The organism is Alteromonas sp. AWQ4_252 (assembly GCF_056158205.1).
Map to the genome: position 1 here is coordinate 3,043,029 of NZ_JBSWSV010000001.1, position 23,388 is coordinate 3,066,416.

At 45.0% G+C, this 23,388-nt stretch carries 18 protein-coding genes; 10 read left to right on the forward strand and 8 right to left on the reverse strand.

Annotated elements, in window-relative coordinates:
• Positions 1–165: 165 nt before the first annotated feature.
• Positions 166–4,260: a S8 family serine peptidase gene (locus tag ACXACM_RS13450; protein ID WP_474822334.1), complete on the forward strand. Its 4,095-nt coding sequence runs from the start codon at positions 166–168 to the stop codon at positions 4,258–4,260.
• Positions 4,261–4,481: 221 nt separating this feature from the next.
• Entirely contained in the window at positions 4,482–5,672 is a 1,191-nt protein-coding gene (locus tag ACXACM_RS13455; RefSeq protein ID WP_474824354.1) for an NRAMP family divalent metal transporter, read from the forward strand.
• 73 nt (positions 5,673–5,745) lie between these two features.
• On the opposite strand, the gene ACXACM_RS13460 is transcribed toward ACXACM_RS13455, so the two are convergent.
• From ACXACM_RS13460 to ACXACM_RS13475, 4 genes are all read right to left on the reverse strand, one after another.
• Entirely contained in the window at positions 5,746–8,010 is a 2,265-nt protein-coding gene (locus tag ACXACM_RS13460; protein ID WP_474822336.1) for a TonB-dependent receptor, read from the reverse strand.
• Between the two features lie 340 nt (positions 8,011–8,350).
• Positions 8,351–8,683, reverse strand: a complete 333-nt coding sequence (locus ACXACM_RS13465; protein ID WP_474822337.1) for a hypothetical protein — start codon at positions 8,681–8,683, stop codon at positions 8,351–8,353.
• Positions 8,676–10,127 (reverse strand): DNA recombination protein RmuC, encoded by a 1,452-nt coding sequence (gene rmuC / locus ACXACM_RS13470; RefSeq protein WP_474822338.1) that lies wholly within the window; start codon positions 10,125–10,127, stop codon positions 8,676–8,678. The genes ACXACM_RS13465 and rmuC overlap by 8 nt, the downstream gene beginning before the upstream one ends.
• 100 nt (positions 10,128–10,227) lie before the next feature.
• The gene (locus ACXACM_RS13475; RefSeq protein WP_474822340.1) at positions 10,228–11,757 is read right to left on the reverse strand and encodes a fumarate hydratase; all 1,530 of its coding nucleotides are present in this window, start codon (positions 11,755–11,757) and stop codon (positions 10,228–10,230) included.
• 145 nt (positions 11,758–11,902) lie between these two features.
• Between ACXACM_RS13475 and pabB the strand changes: the two genes are divergently transcribed.
• From pabB to ACXACM_RS13490, 3 genes are all read left to right on the forward strand, one after another.
• Complete coding sequence (gene pabB / locus ACXACM_RS13480) at positions 11,903–13,294, forward strand: aminodeoxychorismate synthase component I (RefSeq protein WP_474822342.1); 1,392 nt, start codon at positions 11,903–11,905, stop codon at positions 13,292–13,294.
• Positions 13,287–13,859: a CoA pyrophosphatase gene (locus ACXACM_RS13485; RefSeq protein ID WP_474822343.1), complete on the forward strand. Its 573-nt coding sequence runs from the start codon at positions 13,287–13,289 to the stop codon at positions 13,857–13,859. The genes pabB and ACXACM_RS13485 overlap by 8 nt, the downstream gene beginning before the upstream one ends.
• Positions 13,860–14,007: 148 nt before the next feature.
• Positions 14,008–15,381 (forward strand): L-serine ammonia-lyase, encoded by a 1,374-nt coding sequence (locus ACXACM_RS13490; protein WP_474822344.1) that lies wholly within the window; start codon positions 14,008–14,010, stop codon positions 15,379–15,381.
• Positions 15,382–15,392: 11 nt separating this feature from the next.
• Here ACXACM_RS13490 and cysB read toward each other — a convergent pair whose 3' ends face one another.
• Positions 15,393–16,367, reverse strand: a complete 975-nt coding sequence (gene cysB, locus ACXACM_RS13495; protein ID WP_474822346.1) for an HTH-type transcriptional regulator CysB — start codon at positions 16,365–16,367, stop codon at positions 15,393–15,395.
• 222 nt (positions 16,368–16,589) lie between these two features.
• Here cysB and ACXACM_RS13500 point away from each other — a divergent pair, with 222 nt between their 5' ends.
• Together ACXACM_RS13500 and ACXACM_RS13505 are read left to right on the forward strand one after the other, a co-directional pair.
• On the forward strand, positions 16,590–17,288 hold the full coding sequence (locus tag ACXACM_RS13500; RefSeq protein ID WP_474822347.1) for a sensor histidine kinase: 699 nt from the start codon (positions 16,590–16,592) through the stop codon (positions 17,286–17,288).
• A 79-nt stretch (positions 17,289–17,367) separates the two neighbouring features.
• Positions 17,368–18,129 carry a hypothetical protein gene (locus ACXACM_RS13505; RefSeq protein ID WP_474822349.1) on the forward strand — a complete coding sequence of 254 codons (762 nt, stop codon included), beginning with the start codon at positions 17,368–17,370 and terminating at the stop codon, positions 18,127–18,129.
• 43 nt (positions 18,130–18,172) lie between these two features.
• On the opposite strand, the gene ACXACM_RS13510 is transcribed toward ACXACM_RS13505, so the two are convergent.
• Entirely contained in the window at positions 18,173–19,072 is a 900-nt protein-coding gene (locus ACXACM_RS13510; RefSeq protein ID WP_474822351.1) for a LysR family transcriptional regulator, read from the reverse strand.
• 104 nt (positions 19,073–19,176) lie between these two features.
• Between ACXACM_RS13510 and ACXACM_RS13515 the strand changes: the two genes are divergently transcribed.
• The 3 genes from ACXACM_RS13515 to ACXACM_RS13525 all read left to right on the forward strand — a co-directional run bounded on the left by ACXACM_RS13515 (position 19,177) and on the right by ACXACM_RS13525 (position 21,968).
• Positions 19,177–19,884 (forward strand): CoA transferase subunit A, encoded by a 708-nt coding sequence (locus tag ACXACM_RS13515; protein ID WP_474822352.1) that lies wholly within the window; start codon positions 19,177–19,179, stop codon positions 19,882–19,884.
• A gap of 2 nt (positions 19,885–19,886) precedes the next feature.
• The gene (locus tag ACXACM_RS13520) at positions 19,887–20,549 is read left to right on the forward strand and encodes a CoA transferase subunit B (protein WP_474822353.1); all 663 of its coding nucleotides are present in this window, start codon (positions 19,887–19,889) and stop codon (positions 20,547–20,549) included.
• 87 nt (positions 20,550–20,636) lie between these two features.
• On the forward strand, positions 20,637–21,968 hold the full coding sequence (locus tag ACXACM_RS13525) for a DEAD/DEAH box helicase (RefSeq protein WP_474822355.1): 1,332 nt from the start codon (positions 20,637–20,639) through the stop codon (positions 21,966–21,968).
• Positions 21,969–22,011: 43 nt separating this feature from the next.
• Here ACXACM_RS13525 and ACXACM_RS13530 read toward each other — a convergent pair whose 3' ends face one another.
• Positions 22,012–22,254: an EF-hand domain-containing protein gene (locus ACXACM_RS13530; protein ID WP_216026444.1), complete on the reverse strand. Its 243-nt coding sequence runs from the start codon at positions 22,252–22,254 to the stop codon at positions 22,012–22,014.
• Positions 22,255–22,291: 37 nt separating this feature from the next.
• A complete protein-coding gene (gene trhO / locus ACXACM_RS13535; protein ID WP_474822356.1) occupies positions 22,292–23,314 on the reverse strand; it encodes an oxygen-dependent tRNA uridine(34) hydroxylase TrhO in 1,023 nt (340 codons plus the stop codon).
• Positions 23,315–23,388 lie beyond the last annotated feature (74 nt).

Sequence of the window (23,388 nt, forward strand, 5' to 3'; positions counted from 1 at the left end):
TAGACATGTGGGGAATTTGTGACGTTCACAATCTATTCAGCTGCATATTCTATACTGGAGAATAAAACCCACTACGATAAAAAGGTGGTAAGTGTTCGCTGTCCATCTCACAATTTGATATAAGCTATTGATTGACGCGACCTCGCACATGAACGGGAGAATAGAATGAAAAAAGCAATCGCCTTTGCGATTTCTTGTGCGCTTGGCCTGAGTGTATTAACCACAGCAACACCCTTTGCCCCCGCAAACGCCGCCGACGATACAAAGTTTTCTGATAACACTACTGATGTGTATATCGTTGAACTTGAGGAACAACCTGTAGCTAACTATCGCGGCGACATTACCGGGTACGTTGAAACCATGTCGTCAAACAGCAAAAAGCGTCTGAATACAAAGAGTCCTGCTGTTGTGAAATATCGCGATTATCTTCGCACGCGTCAGCAATGGGTACGTGACAACGTGACTGGCGAACCCATAGACCAGCCTATTGCAGACTACCAACTTGCATTTAACGGCTTCGCAGTAAAATTATCTACTGAGCAGGCAAAATCCCTGCTTACTACCGAAGGTGTCAAAGCAGTTAAAAGAGATAAACGTTATTACCTTGATACCTATGTAGGGCCAGCTACAGTAGGAGCACCGTTTGTTTGGAATGGCAGTGAATCGAGCACTGGTAGTCAAATACAGGGGGAAGGCACGGTTATTGCCGTTCTTGATACGGGTATTAATACTGACCACCCTTCGTTTGCTGATGTAGGTGATGATGGCTATGACCATACCAATCCGTTGGGTACTGGTCGCTATTTAGGAGATTGTGCAAGCGGCTTCGCCGAATTATGCAATGATAAGCTCATTGGCGTATACAGTTATCCGGCCATTCTAAGTGCTTATTCAGATACTGATATATTCCCTGCAGATCTGCCAAGAAACGGCGAGGACTACAATGGTCATGGCTCCCATGTTGCCGCCACGGCAGCAGGTAACGTGTTATATAATGTCGCCGAAGTTATTCCTGATTACGATGAAACAGTTAGCGATGGCGTAGAAACTGGTTACATCTTCGAAGAGTTTTCTGGCGTTGCGCCCCATGCAAACATCATCAGTTATCAGGTCTGTCAGCCAGGGGAAGACGAGGACACCTATAGCGGATGTCTCGAATCAGTAATGCTTCAGGCTGTGGAAGACATTATCGACTCGAATATCGTTGATGTGGTGAACTTTTCTATCTCTGGTGGTGACTTCCCCTGGGATACAGCATTGAACCGGGCTTGGCTGAATGCTCATAATGCGGGCATTTTACTTGCCCATTCTGCAGGAAACGATGGCCCCACAGAGGGCACAACGGACAAACATGCGCCTTGGTTAACATCAGTAGCAGCCACTACTCATGGTACAAATATTGTTTATGAGAAATCTATAAGCGGTTTTTCAGGCGGTACCTTTACCCCCTCAGTCATCAATGGAAACAGTAATTCCGGAGCAATTTCTGCGCCTGTTGTATACGCGGGTGATTATGTAAACAGCAACGACCCTAATGGAGATCCTGGTCAGTGCTTAGAGCCTTTTCCTGCTAACACATTTCGCGGCGAAATTGTGCTTTGTGACCGTGGTGACATCGCGCGCATCCAAAAGGCCGTAAATGTAGCTGAAGGTGGTGCAGGTGGTTATATTCTGGCCAACGTTCAGAGTGGGGAAACTTTTCTTGCAAATGATGCCTATGTTGTTCCGGGCATCCATATTAGTGCTGACGACGGCGACACACTTAAGCAATGGTTAAGTGAGGGAAGTAACCATACTGCAACTATATCTGCTGGCACGTTGTTAGTGGAAATTGATGAGGAACAAGCTGACAACGTGGCTGATTTTTCATCCCGAGGTCCAAATGCGTCAATAAGTACACTTAGTCCTATGCTTTCTGCACCGGGCGTTGATATCTATTCAGCATGGGCAGATGAACATTACGGCCATGATGAAACCGGCCCTGCACCCGCTGATTATGCCTACTCTTCTGGCACATCTATGGCTAGCCCTCATGTGGCGGGAGCGGCCTTACTTTTAAAACAAGATCACCCAAGCTGGACACCTGACAACATTCGATCAGCCTTAATGATGACGGCTGTTACAGATGTGCAACTGGACGATGGACAGACAGATGCGAACTGGTTTGACATGGGAGCCGGCAGGATCCAGGTTAATCTGGCCACGCAATCCGGGCTTGTAATGGATGAGTCTTATGCAAATTACGAAGCTGCCAACCCACGAAACGGTGGCGAACCGAGAGACTTAAATATTCCAGCTGTTGTTGATGAAAACTGTATGCGCTCCTGTTCATGGACTAGAACCGTCACCGCCACTAAATCCGGAACCTGGGACGTTTCTTCTGCTGCGATAACAGCAAACCTGGGTATTACTGTGTCGCCTTCGAGATTTTCCCTCTCAGAAGGACAATCACAGCAACTTACCTTTACCCTGGATGTTTCTGGGTTACAAAATTATCAATGGGCCTATGGTGATGCACATCTAACAAGTGCGAGTTCTCCTGATTTGCACATACCTATCGCCGTTTATGCCTCCAACGGAACGATTCCACAATTTGTAGAATTCGACGCACACCGTGACGGTGACAGTCGCTTGCTTAAAGATTTACTATCGGTGGAAATTGAAGCCTTTAACTACGCATCCTATGGTCTGACAAAATCAACGGTGGTGCGCCCTTCTCTTTTGGCTGATAGCACACCAAATGATGTGTTTGATAATTTGTCAGCCCTGGCAATCACGACTATAGAAGTTCCGGATAATGCCTTGCGATTGTATGCGCAGACCAGTCTTTCGGAAGCAGACGATATCGACCTTTATCTTGCTTATGATACTAATGGTGATGGCGTGCCTCAGGAAAGCGAGATACGTCAGGAAAGCATATCAGTTTATGCCGATGAAGAAGTCGATCAACTCGAGCCACTGGCCGGAACATGGTTTGTTATCGTACATAACTTCGAGGGGTCAGCAACGTCAGCCGACAACTATACACTTGAATATGTTGTTGTGGATGAAGACGATGAAGGTAATCTTTTTGTTGATGGGCCACAAAGCAGTGATGCGATGACGGCCTATGACCTGCGTGTTATATGGGATTTAGGATCTGCCAATGAAGGCGAACGCTTCTTTGGCGCCTTTGCACTAGGTAGTGATGCTTCATCTGATAATAACATTGGGGTAACCCACGTGATTATAACCAGAGAAGACAACGATGTTTATTTGTCGTCACCGGGAAGTGCCCGGGTGAACAAGGGTGAAAGTCATACGTTTGAAGTGAATATAATCGATAACCTTACCGGTGAAGATAGAATTTACGACATCACCCTGCCTGTTCCCGATACACTATCCGTTTTAGCCAGTTCAATTACCAATGGTGGTACGTTACAAGGGAATACTATTACATGGCAGATAGAAGTACCTAATCAGGATACCGTGGATGCAAGCCCAGACGCCGATACTATTGTATCATTTAGCGCTATCGTGGAAGATTCTGCCAGTGTGGGTCCATTGGTTTTACAGGCTGCCAGTGATGTCACCAATATTCCTGGCTCACGGGAAGAATTCAGTACAGTATTTACTGGTGTTGAAGTAGATGGTGCGCCCACGGTGACCATTGCCGGCACAAAATCAGCCACAGCGACTCTGGCACTAGGTGGGCGAATTTCTATCACTGCTGAGGTAGAAGACCCTAACAATGACAATGTTACTTATCAATGGTCGCAGAGTGGCGGGAATAATTTAAGTCTTGTGAACGCGCAAACTCAAACCGTAGTTATTACTGCGCCTTCCGGTTCTGCCGGTACACAAGCCACTGTGACTGTTACCGTATCAGACCCTGGGGGGAATACGGATTCAGCGGACGTGGTAATAACGCTGGCTGAGAACCAACCTCCTACGTTGACGGTATCCTCTCCTGCATCTGTAGTAGCAGGCAATACGATAACAATACGGGCATCAGCAACAGACCCTGACGGTGATACACTTAGCTTTACAATTAATGGTGTTGCCGGTTCTATATATAGCACTCAGGCACAAAGCGTTAGTGCGGGAAGTAATGTGTCATTTGATGTATCAGTAACGGACGGCATAAACACAGTAACCGACACAGTTTCAGTATCGGTTACTGCGCCTGCCGCAAGCAGTTCTGGTGGTGGCGGTGGTAGCATGGGGTTATATATACTATTGCTTGTACCCGCGATATGGCTAAGACGATTGAAAAACTAAATGTTAGCTTTGGTGGTCGTTACCTTTTGCAACGCTGGGTAACGACTGCTAGTTCGCGGTGTGCTTTTTATCGCAGTCACTGTGCTCATAGCCAGAATAATGTTAACTTGTCTTCCATTGTTAAAACACACCTGTATTTTGGAAAAAAATTGACGTCGGATTTGTCCATAAAAGAAGCCTCTCTTCGTACATTACTTAAAAAACTTGGCCCGGGAATACTGATGGCGACTGCGGCTATCGGCGGGAGCCACCTCGTCGCATCTACCCAAGCAGGCGCACAATTTGGTTGGCAACTCGTACTTCTCGTTTTCCTGGTTAACATTTTGAAGTATCCATTTTTCCGTGCAGGTGTTTCCTACACTATGAGCACTGGAGAAACGCTACAGCATGGTTATCTTCAACTGGGAAAAGGTTATCTTCTGTTAGCACTGGTACTCAATATGCTAGCGTCTGTGGTTAACGCAGCGGCGCTGCTGATGTTTGCTGCCAGTCTGCTTGGATATTTTTTCCCATTTCAACTGGCCATTCCTGTATTAAGCACCCTAGTATTAGGAGCAATTTTATTTATTATTATTGCAGGTCACTACACTGCCCTTGATAAAGTTGCCAAAGTTATAATGGCAACGTTAGTCTTAGCCACAGTTTCAGCGGTTTTCGTGGCGTGGCAAAACGGTGCCGTTGCGCCACAAAATTATGTTTCTCCTTCTCCGTGGACAATGGCAACCGTAGGCTTTTTAGTGGTTACCATGGGCTGGATGCCCGCTCCCATCGAAATTTCAGGAATAACATCACTTTGGTTAAAACAGCAACGGGAAGAAAAACTCGTAACAACCCAATCCGCCTTATTTGATTTTAATCTGGGCTATTTTGTCACCCTGTTTCTGGCATTAGTATTTTTAGCTTTGGGCGCATTGGTGTTACATGGCAATGGGGAAGCACTTGCATCTGGCGGTATCGGCTTTTCAAAGCAACTGGTTAATATGTATGCCAGTACCATTGGCGAGTGGGCCCGTTGGCTTATTGCTGTTATTGCTTTTTTGTGTATTTTTGGTTCTGCACTAACCGTTTACGATGGCTATTCGCGCGCAATAGCGGAAGCGTTGATGTTACTTAAGGGGCGTCGCGACGTACCTGAAAAACTTTTCGTTTTCACTTTACTCATTGTCGCCTGCACCAGCTTTATTATAGTTTTATTCTTTAAAACCGCTTTACTGGCTATGCTGGCCTTTGCCATGACCCTTGCCTTTGTGACTACCCCGGTGTTTGCTTTTCTAAATCACAAGCTGGTCAATACGGTTAGGCTACAAGATACCTTTTCCCCAAGCCCGATTCTCAAACTGCTAAGTTATTTTGGGCTGGTCTACTTGTTTGGTTTTCTCGGTGTGTTTATTTACTGGAAGTGGTTAGTGTAAAGATAAATTTTCTTGCGCTAAGTGTGAGCCCCCAATAGTTGATAATTTCACTTTTGGGGGCTCACAAAACAAGTTAAAACTCGGTAGAAAATCTCACACCAAACTCACTGGCGTCATTGCTAAGAATTTGAAGGATATAATCTCCTGTGTACAACCTTGCGTTATCATAGCGCTCGTCAAAAATGTTTCTGCCGTACAGAGCTACGGTATAAGCTTCATCCGAAGGCGTGTACGCAATATCCATATTCACCAGTTGACGACTGTCAAGAGAAGTCATTCTTTCAGATACCGAAGTCGGCTCACCGTACATTTCAGAGCGGTAGGAATAATCAGCTCGTACCCGGATCTCGTCACCGCTGCCTAGCTCAAAGGTATACTGGGGACCAATCGCCAATGTAAGATCAGGCGTAAGGGGCGCTACAGGGCTGAAGCCATCCTGTTCTTCTACATCCACATCCATATAGCCGACGCTGGTCATCATTGTGAAGTTGCCATAATTGAACGTTGTATCCAGCTCAATCCCGCGAGAAGTTTGCTCAACCACCAGATTTGCCGTTTCAAATCCGCCAACACCAACTTTACTTACCTGGTACGGTAAGTCTTCAAACTCCGTATTAAATACCGCCACACTCATATCAACATAGTTATTGATACGACCTTTAATTCCCACCTCATAGTTTACCGCGGTAATATTATCTGACGCGACAAAGCAATTACTGTTGCGAACACTGCGCTGAGCCGCTTCAATATCGTCAAAACCACCTGCGGTAAAGAACTCGCCGATTAAACAAAAGGGGCGTGCCGGATATTGACCAGACTGATATCCGGATTGAACAGTGGCATATCCAGTCATACCATTTTCGAAAGTGTAATTGGTAGCAAATTCCCACGTGAGCTCGTTCCAGTCATTGCTAGCGTAAATTGTGCCCAAGGCGTCGAAAACATTGGCTGATGCGTTTTTCTCATCCTGTGTATACCGCAAGCCACCGGAGATGGTCAAATCGTCGGTCAGGTTATGACGCACATTCACGTACGCAGCTTTACTGGTGGTTTCCTGGTCGAGTTGCAATAAATTTGGACCACCGTTGTAGTTAGAATCATCACCCTGACGGTTTTTACCTTCTTCATTGAAGTAGTATAAGCCTGTGACAAAATCAGTATTGTCACCTACGTAACCATTGAGCTGAAACTCAATGGATTGTTGATCAGCTTCACCACGCTCAGGATATTGATCAAGAGAATAAACTGTACCGTCGTCATCGAGGCCGGCCTTATACTCAGATGAGCGGGTGCTGGCAACAACCTTAAGCGTGTAATCGTCACTTACGTCCCATTCAGTGGTTAATGACACGCCACGAGCCTTATTTGATACACTGGTCACAGCAGCTGTGCCTGTGGCATTATCATAAATATCATAGCCTTCGGGAGTCACATCTGCATTGGTGAGTCCGAAGTCCAGGCCGCTACCTACACCAGAAGACAAACGTCCGTTTGGCACTTCGTCAATCAATACTGTATAGGGACGCAAACCACCGTCACCATTGTTGGCGTCGGCCGTTAAAACCATTCGAAAATCGTCAGAAGGCGTGAACTTTACTGACAATCGGCCAGAGAGATCTTCTGTTTCGCCAACATCATACTCGGCATCTGGCACATTAATAAATTCACCTAATCCGTCACGGGTATTAAAAGCAATGTTCATGTTGAATGCCAGCTTATCGGAAAGCCCGTGATTGACGAAAACATCTGCTTTTAGTCTGCCACGGGATCCGGCTTCAAGGTTAACTTTGGTAACGTCAATTTCATCCGGTTCTTTTGTAATGATATTAATGGCGCCACCGATAGAGTTGCGTCCATATAAGGTTCCCTGTGGCCCTCTTAACACCTCAATACGCTTGATATTATTCAGGCTCCAGTTTTGGCCGACCTGGCGCCCTAGGTAGACGCCATCCACGTAAATACTCACACCGGGATCTGTGGTAATAAGGTGATCCTGTAAACCGATACCGCGAATGAATGGGTTAACTGAAGATGTGTGACCTGCAGAGAATCCGGTGATATTCAGGTTGGGAACGAATTTACCCACATCTGTAAGGTCAGTAATCCCTTGAGCCGCCAGCTTGTCTCCATCAAATGCACTAAGGGCCATAGGTACTTCGTAAATCACCTGGGGACGCTTAGTTGCGGTGACCGTAATAGCTTCAAATTTTGCGTCATCCGGTGACATCTCCTCGCTATCGACTTGTTGAGCAGCAGCAGAAAGCGTGCATCCCAGCGAAACAGCAAGTGCAACAGGCGAAAACATTTTGGAGAATGGTTTAAGATCGATTGCCGACATAGGCATGAGTCACCTCTTTGTACGTTTTAATATGAAGATTACGATAATTTGTATAATGAACGTAAAAGAAGCCTGGGAATTTTAATGTGAAAGCACTATGAATAAATACGGCAATTTGTAGGTAAATTCAACGAAATGTGCTTAAAAACATGTAACCAGCCTTCATTGTGCGCGTCATGTATACGGCTTATCAGACTGGGCGGGCATAATAATGAGGGCTTTACGAAAAGGCCAGTAATATATGTCAATATTGTGACACTTTCTGCAAAAATTATACTTTAGTCTATACGGCGTTTACGATTAGGAGAGCATAAATAGATAGACATAAATTTGTTTTTTATTATTGGTTATCTTCACGTTCCGTACGCAACATCGATTCCCGTTGCTCAAGGGGTAACAGTTGTTGAGCAAATTCGTCATTGGTGCGATGTCCCGGGAAAAACAAAGCTTCGTTCTCACATTTTTGCTGGGGAGAAAGCACACCAATACAACGCCCCACAAGTTGTTCTCTTTCGCCTGGCTCATAATGGGAAGTACAGCCAGTTAACCCCAAGCCTAATAACACTAAAGCTGTCGCTAAATAGAATTTACTTTTATTGATATTGCTCATTGATATCCTACCTTCGTGAAAATCATTGATACTATTACCATTTTCTGACGCTAACTCAGACATTCTCATCGCTTTCATCAGAAAGGTTTTCGTTGACATTAACTGGCATTTTTTTCCCAGGTTGTACGCCCAGGGTTTTAAAGTGCTCTACCTGTCGAACCAGGTTCCCACGGCCGGCAGTGAGTTTATTCATTGCCTGATCGTATTGTTTTTGTGTAGACGTTAAACTCTTGCCTACCTTATCTAAATCGGTTACGAATCCGACAAACTTATCGTATAACTTTGCAGCGTGTTCAGCAATATGCTGGGCATTTTGGTGTTGGTATTCATATTGCCATATATTATTGATAGTTTTTAAAGCCACCAATAGATTCGTTGGACTTACCAGCATGATATTATTGTCCAGAGCTAACGAAACCAATTCTGGCGCTTCTTGTACTGCTAACAAAAATGCAGGTTCAACGGGCACAAACATTAAAACATAATCAAGGGTTTGTAAGTCTTTTAAATCCTGATAGCGCTTTTGTCCAAGGCCTTTTATATGCTGCTTAAGAGATAAGACATGCTCTTTAAGCAATCGTTCCCGTTCGCTATCATCCGCGGTGTTAAAAAATTGCTCATAGGCACGCAAACTCACCTTGGCGTCTATGATCACGTCCTTATTGTTAGGCAAATGAACAACAACGTCTGGCATTTGACGTTTACCGTTATCGTCCTTCACTGCAGTCTGGGTGTCGTATTCATGTCCTTCCCGTAAACCCGATTGCTGTAAAATACGGTCTAAGACAACTTCACCCCAATTTCCTTGCTGCTTATTATCCCCCTTCAGGGCTCGGGTTAGGGCTGCAGCTTCCTCCGTGATTTGCTTATTGAGTTCTTTTAGCGACAATATTTCAGTTTTTAGAGACGCCCTCTCCTGGCCTTCTCTGCTGTGCTGTTCACTGATCTGCTTTCTGAAGGTGTCGATTTGCAATTTGAGCGGCTCTAGCACGGCAGACATTCCGCTCTGGTTCAGTTTATTGAACGTTTCGCTTTTTTGCTCGAAGATTCGGTTAGCTAAATTCTCAAATTGTTCTTGCAGGCGTTTTTCAGCGTCTTCTAGCAGTGAGATTTTTTCTTCACTGGCTTTTGTAACTTCACTGAGCTGAACATTCAGCGCTTCGTGATTCGCCATGAGAGCAGAATAAGCGAGTTGTTGCTCTCGAAGCTCCTGCTTTAACTCATTGTAATCGCGCTGCAAATAATTTAACTGGTTTGCTTTTTGACTTAGCTCTCCTAACTGTCCTTGATTGTGTAGCAACCTTTGACGGTAATCTTCAAGTTCATCCCGAGCCGCTGATAAATCTCGGTGACTGTTTTGTATTGCCAAATCGTGCTGTTCACGGATGAAGGTATTCTGATCGTTAAGTTGTTTGTATTTAAAGAAGCAGAGTAAAGCACTTATCATTGAAAATAATGCAGTGGCTAATAGCCCTAAGCCAATGGGGGAAGAAAAAAGCGCCGTCATGGATTCATCTCTTTGTAGTTATAAACCCATTGTGCCAAAGGCATAAAAAAACGGGTACTGTTATGTACCCGTTTTTCACGATTAGCGGTTTAAACTACCATTATTTAGACAATTCAGCGTCTAACTCGGCTATTTTGGCTTTCCAAATCGCAGGACCAGTTTTATGCGCATTTGCCCCTGTGCTATCTACAGCCACGGTGACCGGCATATCTTCAACTTCAAATTCGTAAATTGCTTCCATTCCCAAGTCTTCGAAAGCCACAACCCTGGCCTTTTTAATTGCTTTTGAAACGAGGTAAGCCGCTCCACCCACAGCCATCAGATAAACAGACTTGTGTTTGGCAATAGATTCAACCGTAGCAGGGCCGCGCTCTGCTTTACCAATCATGCCAGCAATACCCGTCTTTTCGAGCATCATGTCAGTAAACTTATCCATACGCGTAGCAGTTGTTGGGCCAGCCGGACCTACCACTTCGTCACCTACTGCATCAACAGGACCAACGTAGTAAATAAATTTACCAGAAAGGTCGACGCCCTCCGGTAAACCTTCTCCGTTTTCAAGCATGGTTTGAATACGCTTGTGCGCAGCATCACGACCGGTAAGCATCTTACCTGACAACAAAACGGTTTCGCCCACTTTCCACGTTTGAATTTCTTCTGCTGTTACCTCATCCATGTTCACTCGGCGGGTATTCTCACCAACTTCCCAGGTAACTTCCGGCCATTCTTCTAATTTTGGCGCTTTTAGATCTGCAGGGCCTGAACCATCCAGATAGAAGTGGGCGTGACGGGTAGCAGCACAGTTGGGGATCATTGCCACAGGTTTAGACGCCGCATGGGTGGCAACAGACTTAATTTTAACGTCAACAACAGTTGTCAGCCCACCCAAGCCTTGTGCACCAATACCGAGTTTGTTAACTGCATTGAAAATATCCAGGCGAAGTTTTTCATCTGTGGTTTGCGGGCCACGCTCAATCAACTCCTGAATATCTACCGGGTCCATCAAGCTCTCTTTGGCAAGTACTGCGGCTTTCTCCGCTGTACCGCCGATACCGAGACCCAACATACCTGGCGGGCACCAACCCGCGCCCATAGTTGGCAAGGTTTTCACAACCCACTCAACGATGTCGTCAGAAGGATTAAGCATAACCATTTTTGATTTATTTTCAGAGCCGCCGCCCTTAGCTGCGATCATCACTTCGATTTTATCACCAGGTACCATATCAATATGCACAACCGATGGGGTATTGTCTTTAGTGTTCTTTCTCGCTCCGGCTGGGTCAGCCACAATCGATGCCCGCAACGGATTATCAGGGTTGGTGTATGCGCGACGGGTACCTTCATCGACCATTTGTTGAACAGTGAGATCTGTTTTATCCCAGGATACCCCCATACCAATTTTCACAAAACAAGTGACAATTCCCGTGTCCTGACACAAGGGCCGTTTACCTTCGGCGGACATTCTGGAATTAATCAGAATTTGTGCCATCGCGTCTTTTGCAGCCTGACTTTGCTCTTTCAAATAAGCTTGTTCAACCGCTTTAACATAGTCTAGCGGGTGATAGTAAGAAATGAATTGCAAAGCATCTTCAATGCTATCAATGAAATCTTGTTGACGGATAACGGTCATGGCGTCCTCTTTTCTTATAGCCTTTGTGGTGTTAGGGAATGGAAAAAGCGTATACTAGCGCATCTTTGCATCGCACACCACGATTTCAAACTGCGACTATGGTGGTGCGCCCAGTGAAAAATTTTAGCTAAATCAGAGTTAGTTTATGCCCTTATCCCGTTCAGCGATACTCGAAATAACAGTATTGCCAACGACCTTATCCCTGGCAGATATATTTTCCCGTCTGTCATCGCAACCTTATGCAACGCTTTTTGATTCTGCCGGGTCAGAGGCTGGACGTTTCAGCATCGCCGTATGGAACCCCGTAACTGTGATTCAAGCAAAACACGGTAATGTGACAATTACCCAGTGCGCATCAGGTGAAGTCAATGAAGTTAAAACAGATCCGTTCGCTGCAGTAGATCAGCAGGTCGCTACTCAGTTTGGTGAAATAGAGATAGATCATTCGCTACCACAAGAAACGATAGATGGGTTGCCGTTTCTCATCGGAGCTGCTGGTCTTGCCGGCTATGATACCGGACGCTATTACGAAACGTTACCAAGCAAAGCGCACAATGAATATCAATGCCCGGACTTTGCCGTGGGCATATTTGAACAATCACTTATTGAAGATAATAAAACCGGCGTGATTTACGCCTGCCGCCTTACTCATCTACCGGCTGTACAAATACCTGAAATAGATAAGGACGCCGGAGCTTTTCGTTTACTCAGTCCCTGGCAATCGAATTTGAGTCAGCAGAATTATCTGTCTTCACTGGCGCGCATTCAGCACTATTTACAAGCGGGAGATTGCTACCAGGTTAATCTTGCGCAACGGTTTACCGCAGCATATGAAGGCTCTGAATTTTCAATTTACCTAGACTTGCGTGAGGCAAATCGCGCCCCTTTTTCTGCATTTATGCACTTTCCCGAAGCCACCGTGATGAGTATTTCTCCCGAGCGCTTTTTGTCGGTGAGAAACGGTGTCGTAGAGACCAAACCGATTAAAGGGACCCGGCCACGGTACGCCGATAAACGGGATGACGAAAATAGTGCCAATACGCTGCTATCTGCAGAAAAGGACCGTGCTGAAAATCTTATGATTGTTGATTTGCTGCGTAACGACCTCAGCAAGCATTGCTTACCGGGTTCTGTGGATGTACCGTCTTTGTTTGCACTTGAAAGCTACAATGCAGTGCACCATATGGTAAGTACAGTGATCGGAAAATTGAAGCCTTCTTCCAGCGCGATGGCATTGCTCGCAGGCGCTTTCCCGGGGGGATCTATTACTGGTGCGCCCAAAATCCGGGCCATGGAAATCATAGACGAACTTGAGCCTCACAGGCGCAATGTGTACTGCGGCTCTATTTTTTACCTTGGTTTCAGACAAGACATGGATTCAAGTATCCTCATCCGCACGCTGCTGGCTGAAAAAGGACATCTGCATTGTTGGGCAGGCGGCGGCATTGTTATGGATTCTGTTGCCACAGAAGAATATCAGGAAACATTGGACAAGGTATCCCGAATACTACCTGTTTTGGAGAAAACCATTGACTAGAACAGAGTTCACAACGCGATTTCATCATATTCGCAACGTGAAATATGAAGTTGACTACCCGTTAAAAAGTAGCGGAAGGCAGGCTGCAGTTCTTATTCCCCTGGTTGATTACGGCAACAGATTAGATGTACTCCTCACCCAGCGTGCAAAGCACTTGCGCCATCATCCTGGTCAGATTAGTTTCCCGGGTGGCGCGAAGGAAGCCCATGACCGCGATGCCATCGCCACTGCATTACGTGAGGCCGAAGAAGAAATTGGTCTTTCACCTTCTATGGTCGATGTTGTCGGTATTCTGCCACCATATAGAACCATAAGTGGCTATAGCATGACACCAGTGATAGGTTTTGTTGACCCTGGACAATCATTGGTTAAAGATGAAAATGAAGTGGCGGACATATTCGAAGTGCCGTTACACACATTGGTCGACCGAAAGCGGCACTTGATCCATTATGCCCATAGAGAGCAACTGCGCTTTCCAATTTATTTTATGCCCTGGAAGCAACGTATGATTTGGGGGGCAACGGCAGCCATATTGCGAAACCTGTCGCACCACCTCTATCCATAGCGCCATTCATACTACGTGCTGTACATCCGGGCTTACGAATTATTAGCTTTACTTATCCTGATATTAGCTTTTCTGTATTGTAGTTCCATTGGTAACTAGGCAAGATCATAACAAATGTTTAATGTATTTCGGTGAGTAGAAGACGGTTATGATCAGTGTTTTTGATATGTTCAGTGTTGGTATCGGTCCTTCCAGTTCTCATACTGTTGGCCCAATGCGCGCCGGTGCTGAATTTGCCGGCGAACTTGCAAATAGTAATATAGTTGAACGCATAAGTAGTGTTCGGGTAGAGCTGTTTGGTTCTCTGGGGCAAACAGGTAAAGGTCATGGCACCGGGAAAGCCGTAATTTTAGGGTTGTTGGGTGAAACGCCTGAAGATGTTAATGTAGATGCAGTTGATAGTCTCCTTGCAGATGTTGAAACTGATCAACGACTGCACCTGAACGGTCAGTATCCGGTGTCCTTTCCCAACAAAAATGCCATTGTTTTTCATCGTCGTAAAACATTACCCAAGCACGCAAATGCGCTCACTTTTTATGCTTTTGACAAAAACGAAACATTATTAAAAGCACAAACTTATTACAGCATTGGTGGTGGGTTCATAATAAAAGATGAAGATTTCGATAAGACGAAAACCCTTGCCATGACCACCCAGGCAAAGGTGCCATTTCCATTTAAAACCGCCGAACAGCTTTGTCAGCAATGCAATGCCAATGGATTGCGCATTAGTTCATTAATGCTAAAAAATGAAAGCGTGCTGCGCCCTGCTAATGAAGTTAAACAAAAACTATTTGCGATTTGGCTGACTATGAAAGCCTGTATTGACCGTGGTATTGAGAACGAAGGCATATTACCCGGTGGGTTGAAAGTCGTCCGCCGGGCACCGGGGTTATACCGCAGATTACAGTCTGAGCGTTCAGCAGACCCCATGCAAACGATGGATTGGGTTAATTTATTTGCATTGGCCGTAAACGAAGAAAATGCCGCCGGAGGAAGGGTTGTCACTGCGCCAACAAACGGTGCAGCCGGTATCATCCCTGCCGTTTTAGCATATTTTGACAAGTTTATTCGTCCTGTGGACGAGGAAACTGCAGCCCGTTTTCTACTTACAGCAGGTGCTATTGGGATCCTCTACAAAGAGAACGCATCAATTTCTGGCGCAGAAGTAGGTTGTCAGGGAGAAGTAGGTGTGGCGTGCTCTATGGCAGCTGGCGCTTTGGCGGAAATCATGGGGGGCACTGTGGATTCTGTAGAAAATGCAGCTGAAATTGGTATGGAACACAATTTGGGACTAACCTGTGACCCTGTCGGAGGCTTAGTACAAGTGCCATGTATTGAGCGCAATGCTATGGGCGCTATCAAAGCCATTAATGCCAGTCGATTAGCATTGCGTGGTTCAGGAGAGCACAAGGTGTCGTTAGATAAAGTGATAAAAACCATGCGTGACACGGGCAACGATATGAAAACCAAATACAAAGAAACCGCACGAGGCGGTTTGGCTGTCAATATTATCGAGTGTTGAACACGTTATAACTATTTCACGGGCAAAGTAATGCCCCTGAACATTTTTTCAACTTCATCATTATTTTTCAGCATCATTGCTTTCTCCACCTTGTCTTTCGTCAGGTGGGGAGCAAATCGCTCGATAAAGTCATACATATAAGTTCGCAAAAATGAGCCTTTGCGAAAGCCTATTTTTGTCGTGCTGTAATCAAATAAGTGGGATGCGTCTATTTTGACCAAATCATCGTCCAGATCTTCACTCACCGCCATAGATGCGATAACCCCGATGCCCACACCTAATCTTACATAGGTTTTAATGACATCTGCGTCCGTCGCTGTGAAAACAATCTTTGGTGTCAAACCCGCTCGTTCAAATGCCTGATCGAGTTCAGAACGACCGGTAAACCCAAAGACATAGGTGACAAGTGGGTATTCGGCAATATCTGCAATATCAATGGTGCCTTTTTTCGACAACGGATGATCTTTATTTACAATGACACTGCGATTCCAGTGATAACAAGGCAACATCACCAGATCGTTGTATAAATGTAATGCCTCGGTGGCAATGGCAAAGTCTGCTTCACCCTTGGCGGCCAAATCTGAAATTTGCGATGGTGTCCCTTGATGCATATGCAAAGAGACTTTGGGGTATTTATTCATGAAGCCCTGAATAACATCGGGTAATGCATACCTCGCCTGAGTATGGGTTGTAGCAATATTTAGCTTGCCCTGATCTGGCAACGTGTGTTCACGGGCTACAGACTTAATGCTCTCAACTTTCGATAAAATTTGACGAGCGATATTGATGACATCGTTACCAGCGTCAGTAACGTGAGTGAGGTGCTTACCACTCCGTCCAAAAATTTGGACTCCCAGTTCATCTTCTAACATTCGAACTTGTTTGCTGATCCCTGGTTGAGACGTATACAAGCTTTCTGCAGTAGCTGATACATTGAGGTTATTATTCTGGACTTCTACGATGTAGCGAAGCTGCTGTAATTTCATCTGTGGTGTCCCTCACCGACTGGAACGTTACTATTTCTGACTTTACGTTATAACTAAAAGTACAGATTATTGCTATAGTACATTTTGTTATAGTATTTAATAATGACGTGTAAAACGTTAATTAGGAAGTACATTTACAGGCTGATATGCTCAAGTTCACAGCTATGTATACTGGTTGGAGATCTTTATGCCATCGGTTTACTCACGGCGTAATGAGGTTATATGTCAACACAAAATGTCGAACAGACCATAGATTTTTCCTCTGTTTTAGCTGCAGCGGTGCATGACATGAAAAACTCATTGTGCTTGCTCATTCAGTCTATAGAAACGCTCAACGACACGTTTGGAGCAGAAAACGATCAAGCCAGAGAACAAGTTGCCAGTGTGCATTATGAAGCGACGAGACTAAACACGAACCTGATGCAGATTTTGTCTCTTTATCGGACAGAGCTTGATTCGCTTCCAATGACTGTGGATGAGTGTTTTGTTGATGAACTGTTTGAAGATGTAATGTCGTCAGTTCGTCTTTACATGGAGCAGAAGAATCTGCATGTATCGGTAACCGTCGACGATGCAGTCAGTTGGTATTTGGACAGAGAGCTTATTTTTCTTTTAGTTAATGACGTCCTCATCAATGCTATGCGATACGGCACGTCTAAAATAAATCTTAGCGGTTTTGTCGAAAACAAACATTTAGTTATTCGTATAGAAGACGATGGTCCTGGTTATCCGGAAACAATGCTATCGAGGTCCGACGAAGCACTATCTACTTTTCAGGTGAGTCAGGGACGAACTGGCCTCGGTCTGTATTTTGCCAGGTTAATTGTTCGCGCCCACGATACTCATGAAGAGAAAGGTGCGATTTCACTTACCAACGGTGGCGCACTTGGTGGTAGTGTTTTTGAAGTAAAATTGCCTTAAGATCTCACTATACAGGACGATAAATTATTTATACTGTCAATCACCTACAGTATATTGGCACAACATTGGAAGCTTTTGCATGTTTACCATAATAATTATACTTATAGTTTTGCTTGTCGTAGCGGCGATTGTCATAAACGGCTGGCAGCAACATCGAGCAAAACAAGACGCTGAGCGAAGAACGGAAGCCTCGAAATATCGTGGTATTGTGGATGAGACTGAAAGCGTCATTATGGCTTGTGCCAACATGCCTATATCTCCCCGCTTGATGCAAATTCTTCACGCCAGGGTTCTCGGTGCGTTAAAAGCACAAGCAGAGTTAGGAGCGGGTTCAGCAGACATCAAGCAACGAATTGCCAATGCTGAAGAAAATAATACCAACGCATTGGCAGCTAACCCGACACCGCAAGGTGAATTTGCGCTGCCGGATAACGATAAGCTAATCATTCAGTATATTCAGGCTGTGAAAAAGTTACGAATTTTGCTCCGCTCTGAACACAGCAAGGGCAAGATAGATTCACGTACTTTTTCTGAAGAAGACAAAAACCTCGAACGCTTGCAACTAAAAGTCAACGTGGAAACCCTGGTAAAAAGAGGCAGAAGTGCTATGCAGTCAAATATGCTTGGTTCTGCCCGCCAGTATTTCGAAAAAGCTATTACCGCGCTGGATAATCAGAACCAGCCAGATGAATATATTTTAAGTCGTTCAAGCACACTTAAAGAATGGCTAAAATCTATTCAGGACGATTTGAAAACCGCTAATGCTGAAGATCGAGCAAGACGAGCAGAAGAAGAGCGAGATGAACTTGACGAGCTGTTTGCCCCTAAGAAAAAGTGGTAAATACTCAGAGAGTAAATTTAACGAGCCTTTAGCATGGTGACGATCACTTATCGGCTCGTTCTTTAAACACGGTAACGCAATAGTCCCAAAATGCGTCTGCTGCCACAGACAAGCTGCCGCGGGAATGCTTAATTAATCCCACAGATTTAGAAAGTGGGTTTCCTTTTAAAGGCAAACAAACCAGTCCCTTGTTTTTCATTTGATGGCGACAGAGGTTTGGGACAATTGATATTCCCATTTCTCTGGCTATAAACTGGCCTACTGAACCCAACTGGCCAGTTTCGGTGACGATATTTAAAGCCCCTACGCCAACCGCTGCCTCTTCTGTCCAACGACGTACTGCTGAACCTCGATTCATGGCAACAAAGCGATGGGTAAGAACTTCTGATAAATTGACTTCTGTCTCTTTAGCCAAAGGGTGCTGCGGATAAACCACAGCAATAAAGTCATCGACAAATAGAGAATGATAAACAAGACCATCCTTTAGCTCGGGTTCAAACGTAAAGCCAATTTCTGCTTCACCGTTTAGTACTGAAGCAATGGTTGACTCCATCACCACGTCTAATACTCGCAGTCGAATATTTGGGTGCATTTCGTGAAAGCACATTAATACATCTGGCAAACAGCTTTCGGCAAACGACGGCATAGACGCAATGGTTAGCTTACCTTGTTTCATAGCAAACAGATTTTGTATATCGTGAAAAGCATCATCCCAATCATTCAATAACCGCTTTGCAGTGGGAAAAAACGTCTCTCCCTCTGGCGTTAATGATACCCGCCGCGTACTGCGACTAAATAACTTACCACCTAGTTGCTCCTCCATTTTCTTAATGGCGCTGGACAGTGCGGGTTGTGTAAGGTGTAGTTTTTCAGCTGCCTCTGCAAAAGTCGCTGATTCTGCAACGCAAACAAAAGCCTGCATATTACGATAGGAAATAGCCATACTATTAAAATTATCTTATTAATAATGATATAAAATCAATTTTACAAAATTTTATCACTCACTGATACTCTTATTGTCGAATAACTCATCAATAGGAGAGGCAAATGGCAGGCTTCGATAAAGTAGTAACCACCTATGAAGCTGCAATGGAAGGTCTGAAAGACAATATGACCATTGTTGCAGGTGGTTTTGGATTGTGTGGAATTCCTGAAGGGCTCATTTCTCAAATAAAGAAAACAGGCGTGCGGGGCCTTACTGTTGTTTCAAACAATTGTGGTGTTGACGGCTTTGGTTTGGGTATTTTGCTGGAAGACCGACAAATAAAGAAAATGATTTCGTCCTATGTTGGCGAAAATGCCCTGTTTGAAAAGCAGTTACTCAGCGGCGAATTAGAGGTGGAACTCACCCCACAAGGCACTCTTGCCGAAAAGCTTCGCGCAGGCGGTGCGGGTATTCCCGCTTTTTACACCGCAACTGGCTATGGTACTCCCGTAGGTGAAGGCAAAGAAGTAAAAGAGTTCGATGGTCGACCCTATATTCTCGAACCATCTATTACGGGTGATTTTGCAATTGTAAAAGCCTGGAAAGCAGATAGATACGGCAATTGTATCTACCGACATACGGCGCAGAATTTCAACCCAATGGTTGCCACAGCTGGAAAAATTACTGTTGTTGAGGTTGAAGAAATAGTCGAACCTGGCACTTTAGACCCCGCAGCCATTCACACCCCTGGCATTTATGTAAATCGTGTTATTCAGGGTAGCTTTGAAAAACGTATCGAACGCAAAGTAACGGCAAAACAGGAGGCATAAACATGGCACTTACGAGAGAACAAATTGCAATGCGTGTGGCTCAGGAGTTTAAAGATGGTGACTATGTTAACTTGGGAATTGGTATTCCAACGTTAGCGGCAAACTTTGTGCCTGAAGGCATAGATGTCATGCTGCAATCTGAGAATGGCCTGCTTGGTATGGGTCGCTACCCTACTGAAGAGGAAGTGGACGCGGACATGATTAACGCTGGCAAAGAAACCGTTACTGCCATAACAGGCGCGTCAATTTTCAGCTCAGCTGAGAGCTTTGCTATGATTAGGGGCGGTCATGTGGACTTTACCGTGTTAGGCGCTTTCGAAGTAGATGTTAATGGCAATATTGCCAGTTGGATGATCCCGGGCAAGCTTGTAAAAGGCATGGGAGGAGCGATGGATTTAGTCGCTGGCGCAAAAAATATTATTGTTACTATGACTCACGCAGATAAACACGGAAATTCAAAACTGCTGCAGGCATGTACCCTACCGCTTACCGGGGTGAATTGTATCACGCGCATCATTACAGATTTAGCCGTTCTGGAAGTAAAAGACGGTGCATTTCATTTGAAAGAGCGTGCACCAGGCGTATCGGTAGAAGAAATACGCAGTAAAACCGCAGGCGCTTTAGTAACCGATGGGGATATTCCTGAAATGGCACTTGTTTGCTAACTAATTAGGGGAGTTTACTCCCCTGTCCTTTCACTTCCTTCAGCATTCATGGATAATATACACCATAGTTACTGAAGAGGTTTTCCATTGCTAATCGTTGATCTTCCCGTCCACCACAAAATTGTTAAGCGCCTGACAGAAAAGGGCCTGGAATCACTAACCGAAATCCAGGAACAGACCATTTTGCCTGCAATGCAAGGCAAAGACATTATGGCGTCATCGAAAACCGGGTCGGGTAAAACGTTTGCTTTTTTAATACCGCTATTGCACCGGCTTATGACAACGAAGCCATTGAGTCGCCAGGATCCCAGAGCATTGATTTTGGCGCCCACCCGCGAACTCGCCAAACAGGTGTATTCTGAGTTACGAAGCTTAGCAACCGGTTTAGGCATTCAAAGCGCACTCATTCTCGGTGGCGAGAATTACAACGATCAGACAAAAGTGTTGAGAAAAAAGCCTCACGTTATTGTTGGCACAGCAGGCCGCATAGCTGACCACCTGGAAGATAAATCATTTTTCATTAACGGGCTTGAGTTGCTGATTTTCGATGAAGCTGATCGCATGATGGATTTAGGCTTTGCCGACCAACTCAATCTTATTAATCGCTATGCTGATCATCGCAAACGACAAACAATGTTGTTTTCAGCCACACTTGACAATATTGCTCTACAGCATTTGACAAAAAGTCTATTGAAAGCGCCAGTACGAGTAGCCGTGGGTGATGCAACAGAAGCGCATCAGGACATCAGTCAGTCATTATTTTACGCCGATGATGTAAGTCATAAAGATCGTATGGTAAGCGGGCTTTTAGCGAGTTACGATTATAACCAAGCTGTTGTGTTTACAGCTACTCGTGAAGATACTGATCGCATTGCAGCGCTATTAAATGAGGCCAATTTAGACGCCATAGCATTGCGCGGCGATTTACCTCAAAACACACGCGCAGCCATTATGAACGACTTTAGCAGAGGTCAACACAGTGTATTGGTGACAACTGATCTCGCCTCCAGAGGGCTTGATTTACGCAAAGTAGGCTTAGTCATTAACTTTGATTTGCCCAAGCAGGCAGACGAGTATATTCACCGTATCGGTCGCACCGGGCGCGCTGGAGACAAAGGCGTAGCGTTATCTTTAGTTGGCCCGCGGGATTGGACAAGCTATCTGAATATCAAAGCACACGTTAACTACCCGCTGGAATGTGTATCCAACGAAGCATTCCCGGCAAAATTTAAAGGTAAAAAAGCCAAGTCATCGGTACATCAAACTGAAGGCGATAAGCCAGGACAAGCAACTGACGTCAGGCGTTCAGATGTACCTGTTAAGAAAAAACGGGTAAATACAATGAAAGGCAAAGAAGCGGGCGATATGCCAATTGTGAAACGCAAGCGCGATTTGCCTATTGATGACGAAGAAGAATAAAAAAAGCGGGCCCTGCCCGCTTTAATTTTCTGATGATTAACAATCAGTATTCCCACCAGGCTTCTTGCCACCAGGTAAGAAACTCATCGAAATCAATGTAACCGTCATTATTGCTATCAATGAGTTTAAAACCTTCCTGAACATGACTCGCCTTTGTTTTCGGCGATAGTACAGTTAGTAACTCAATAAATTCAGGTAAATCGATCTGACCATTACCGTCCTGATCGAAAAAGCTAAAGTCTTTCTTTATTTCAGCGATTTTTTCTTCAGATAATTGCGTACTCACTGATTATTCCTACTTGTTTACGTCTTGTGGAGCCAGTTTAACGTTCAACGGTATCACTGTCTACACTGGCGGCTTGTTGTTTCGCTGCCAGCGCCCGTGCGCGCTGGGCCTCTGCTTTTTCGAGGCGACGTTTTTCCATTGCTATTCGAGCGTCAGTACCTACGTGTTCTTCAGCCCTTTCTCTTGCAAGCTGTACCTGTTTCTCCCTTTCGCGGAAGCGCGCAATCTGCTCTTCGCTGTGGGTACCGTAACAACGGGGACAGCTCACACCTGGTTCATATTTATCGGAGTTCTTATCAGCTTCAGTAATTGGCAACCGGCATGCGTAACATGCGTCATAGTGGCTTTTCTCTAAATCGTGATTTACCGCAACGCGATTATCAAAAACGAAGCAATCACCTTCCCACAATGATGATTCCTTTGGAACATCCTGCAAATATTGAAGAATACCGCCTTCGAGGTGATAGACTTCATCAAAGCCCTGCTCTTTTAGATAAGCGGTAGATTTTTCACAGCGAATACCGCCGGTACAGAACATGGCCACTTTTTTATGCTTTTCCGGGTCCATGTTGTCTTTAACATAGTCAGGAAACTCTCGAAAAGTCTTGGTTTTTGGATCAACAGCATGTTTGAACGTGCCAATCTCTATTTCGTAATCATTACGGGTGTCAATAACCAACACCTCAGGATCACTAATCAACGCGTTCCAGGCTTCTGGTTTGACGTAAGTGCCAACGGTATGACGGGGATCTATGCCCTCAACGCCCATCGTGACGATTTCTTTTTTCAACTTTACTTTCGTACGGTAGAAAGGTTGTGTGTCGTGTAAAGACTCTTTGAAAGAAATTGGATTGATCCGTGGATCGCTATTTAGATATGCAAGCAGACCATCTATGGCTTCTCGTGAACCGGATACTGTGCCGTTGATTCCTTCTTCGGCAAGAAGAAGTGTTCCCTTTATCCCCAGGGATTCCATTTTTTCAGTTAATGGCGCACGCATGGCGACATAGTTATCAAGCGCAACGAATTTGTACATCGCGCAGACGATATATTGAGACATTATTTATTACCTTTGCTAATTGGAACGTAAAACCAGTGCAAAATGCGGCGCGCAATATAGCAAATATCTGGTGG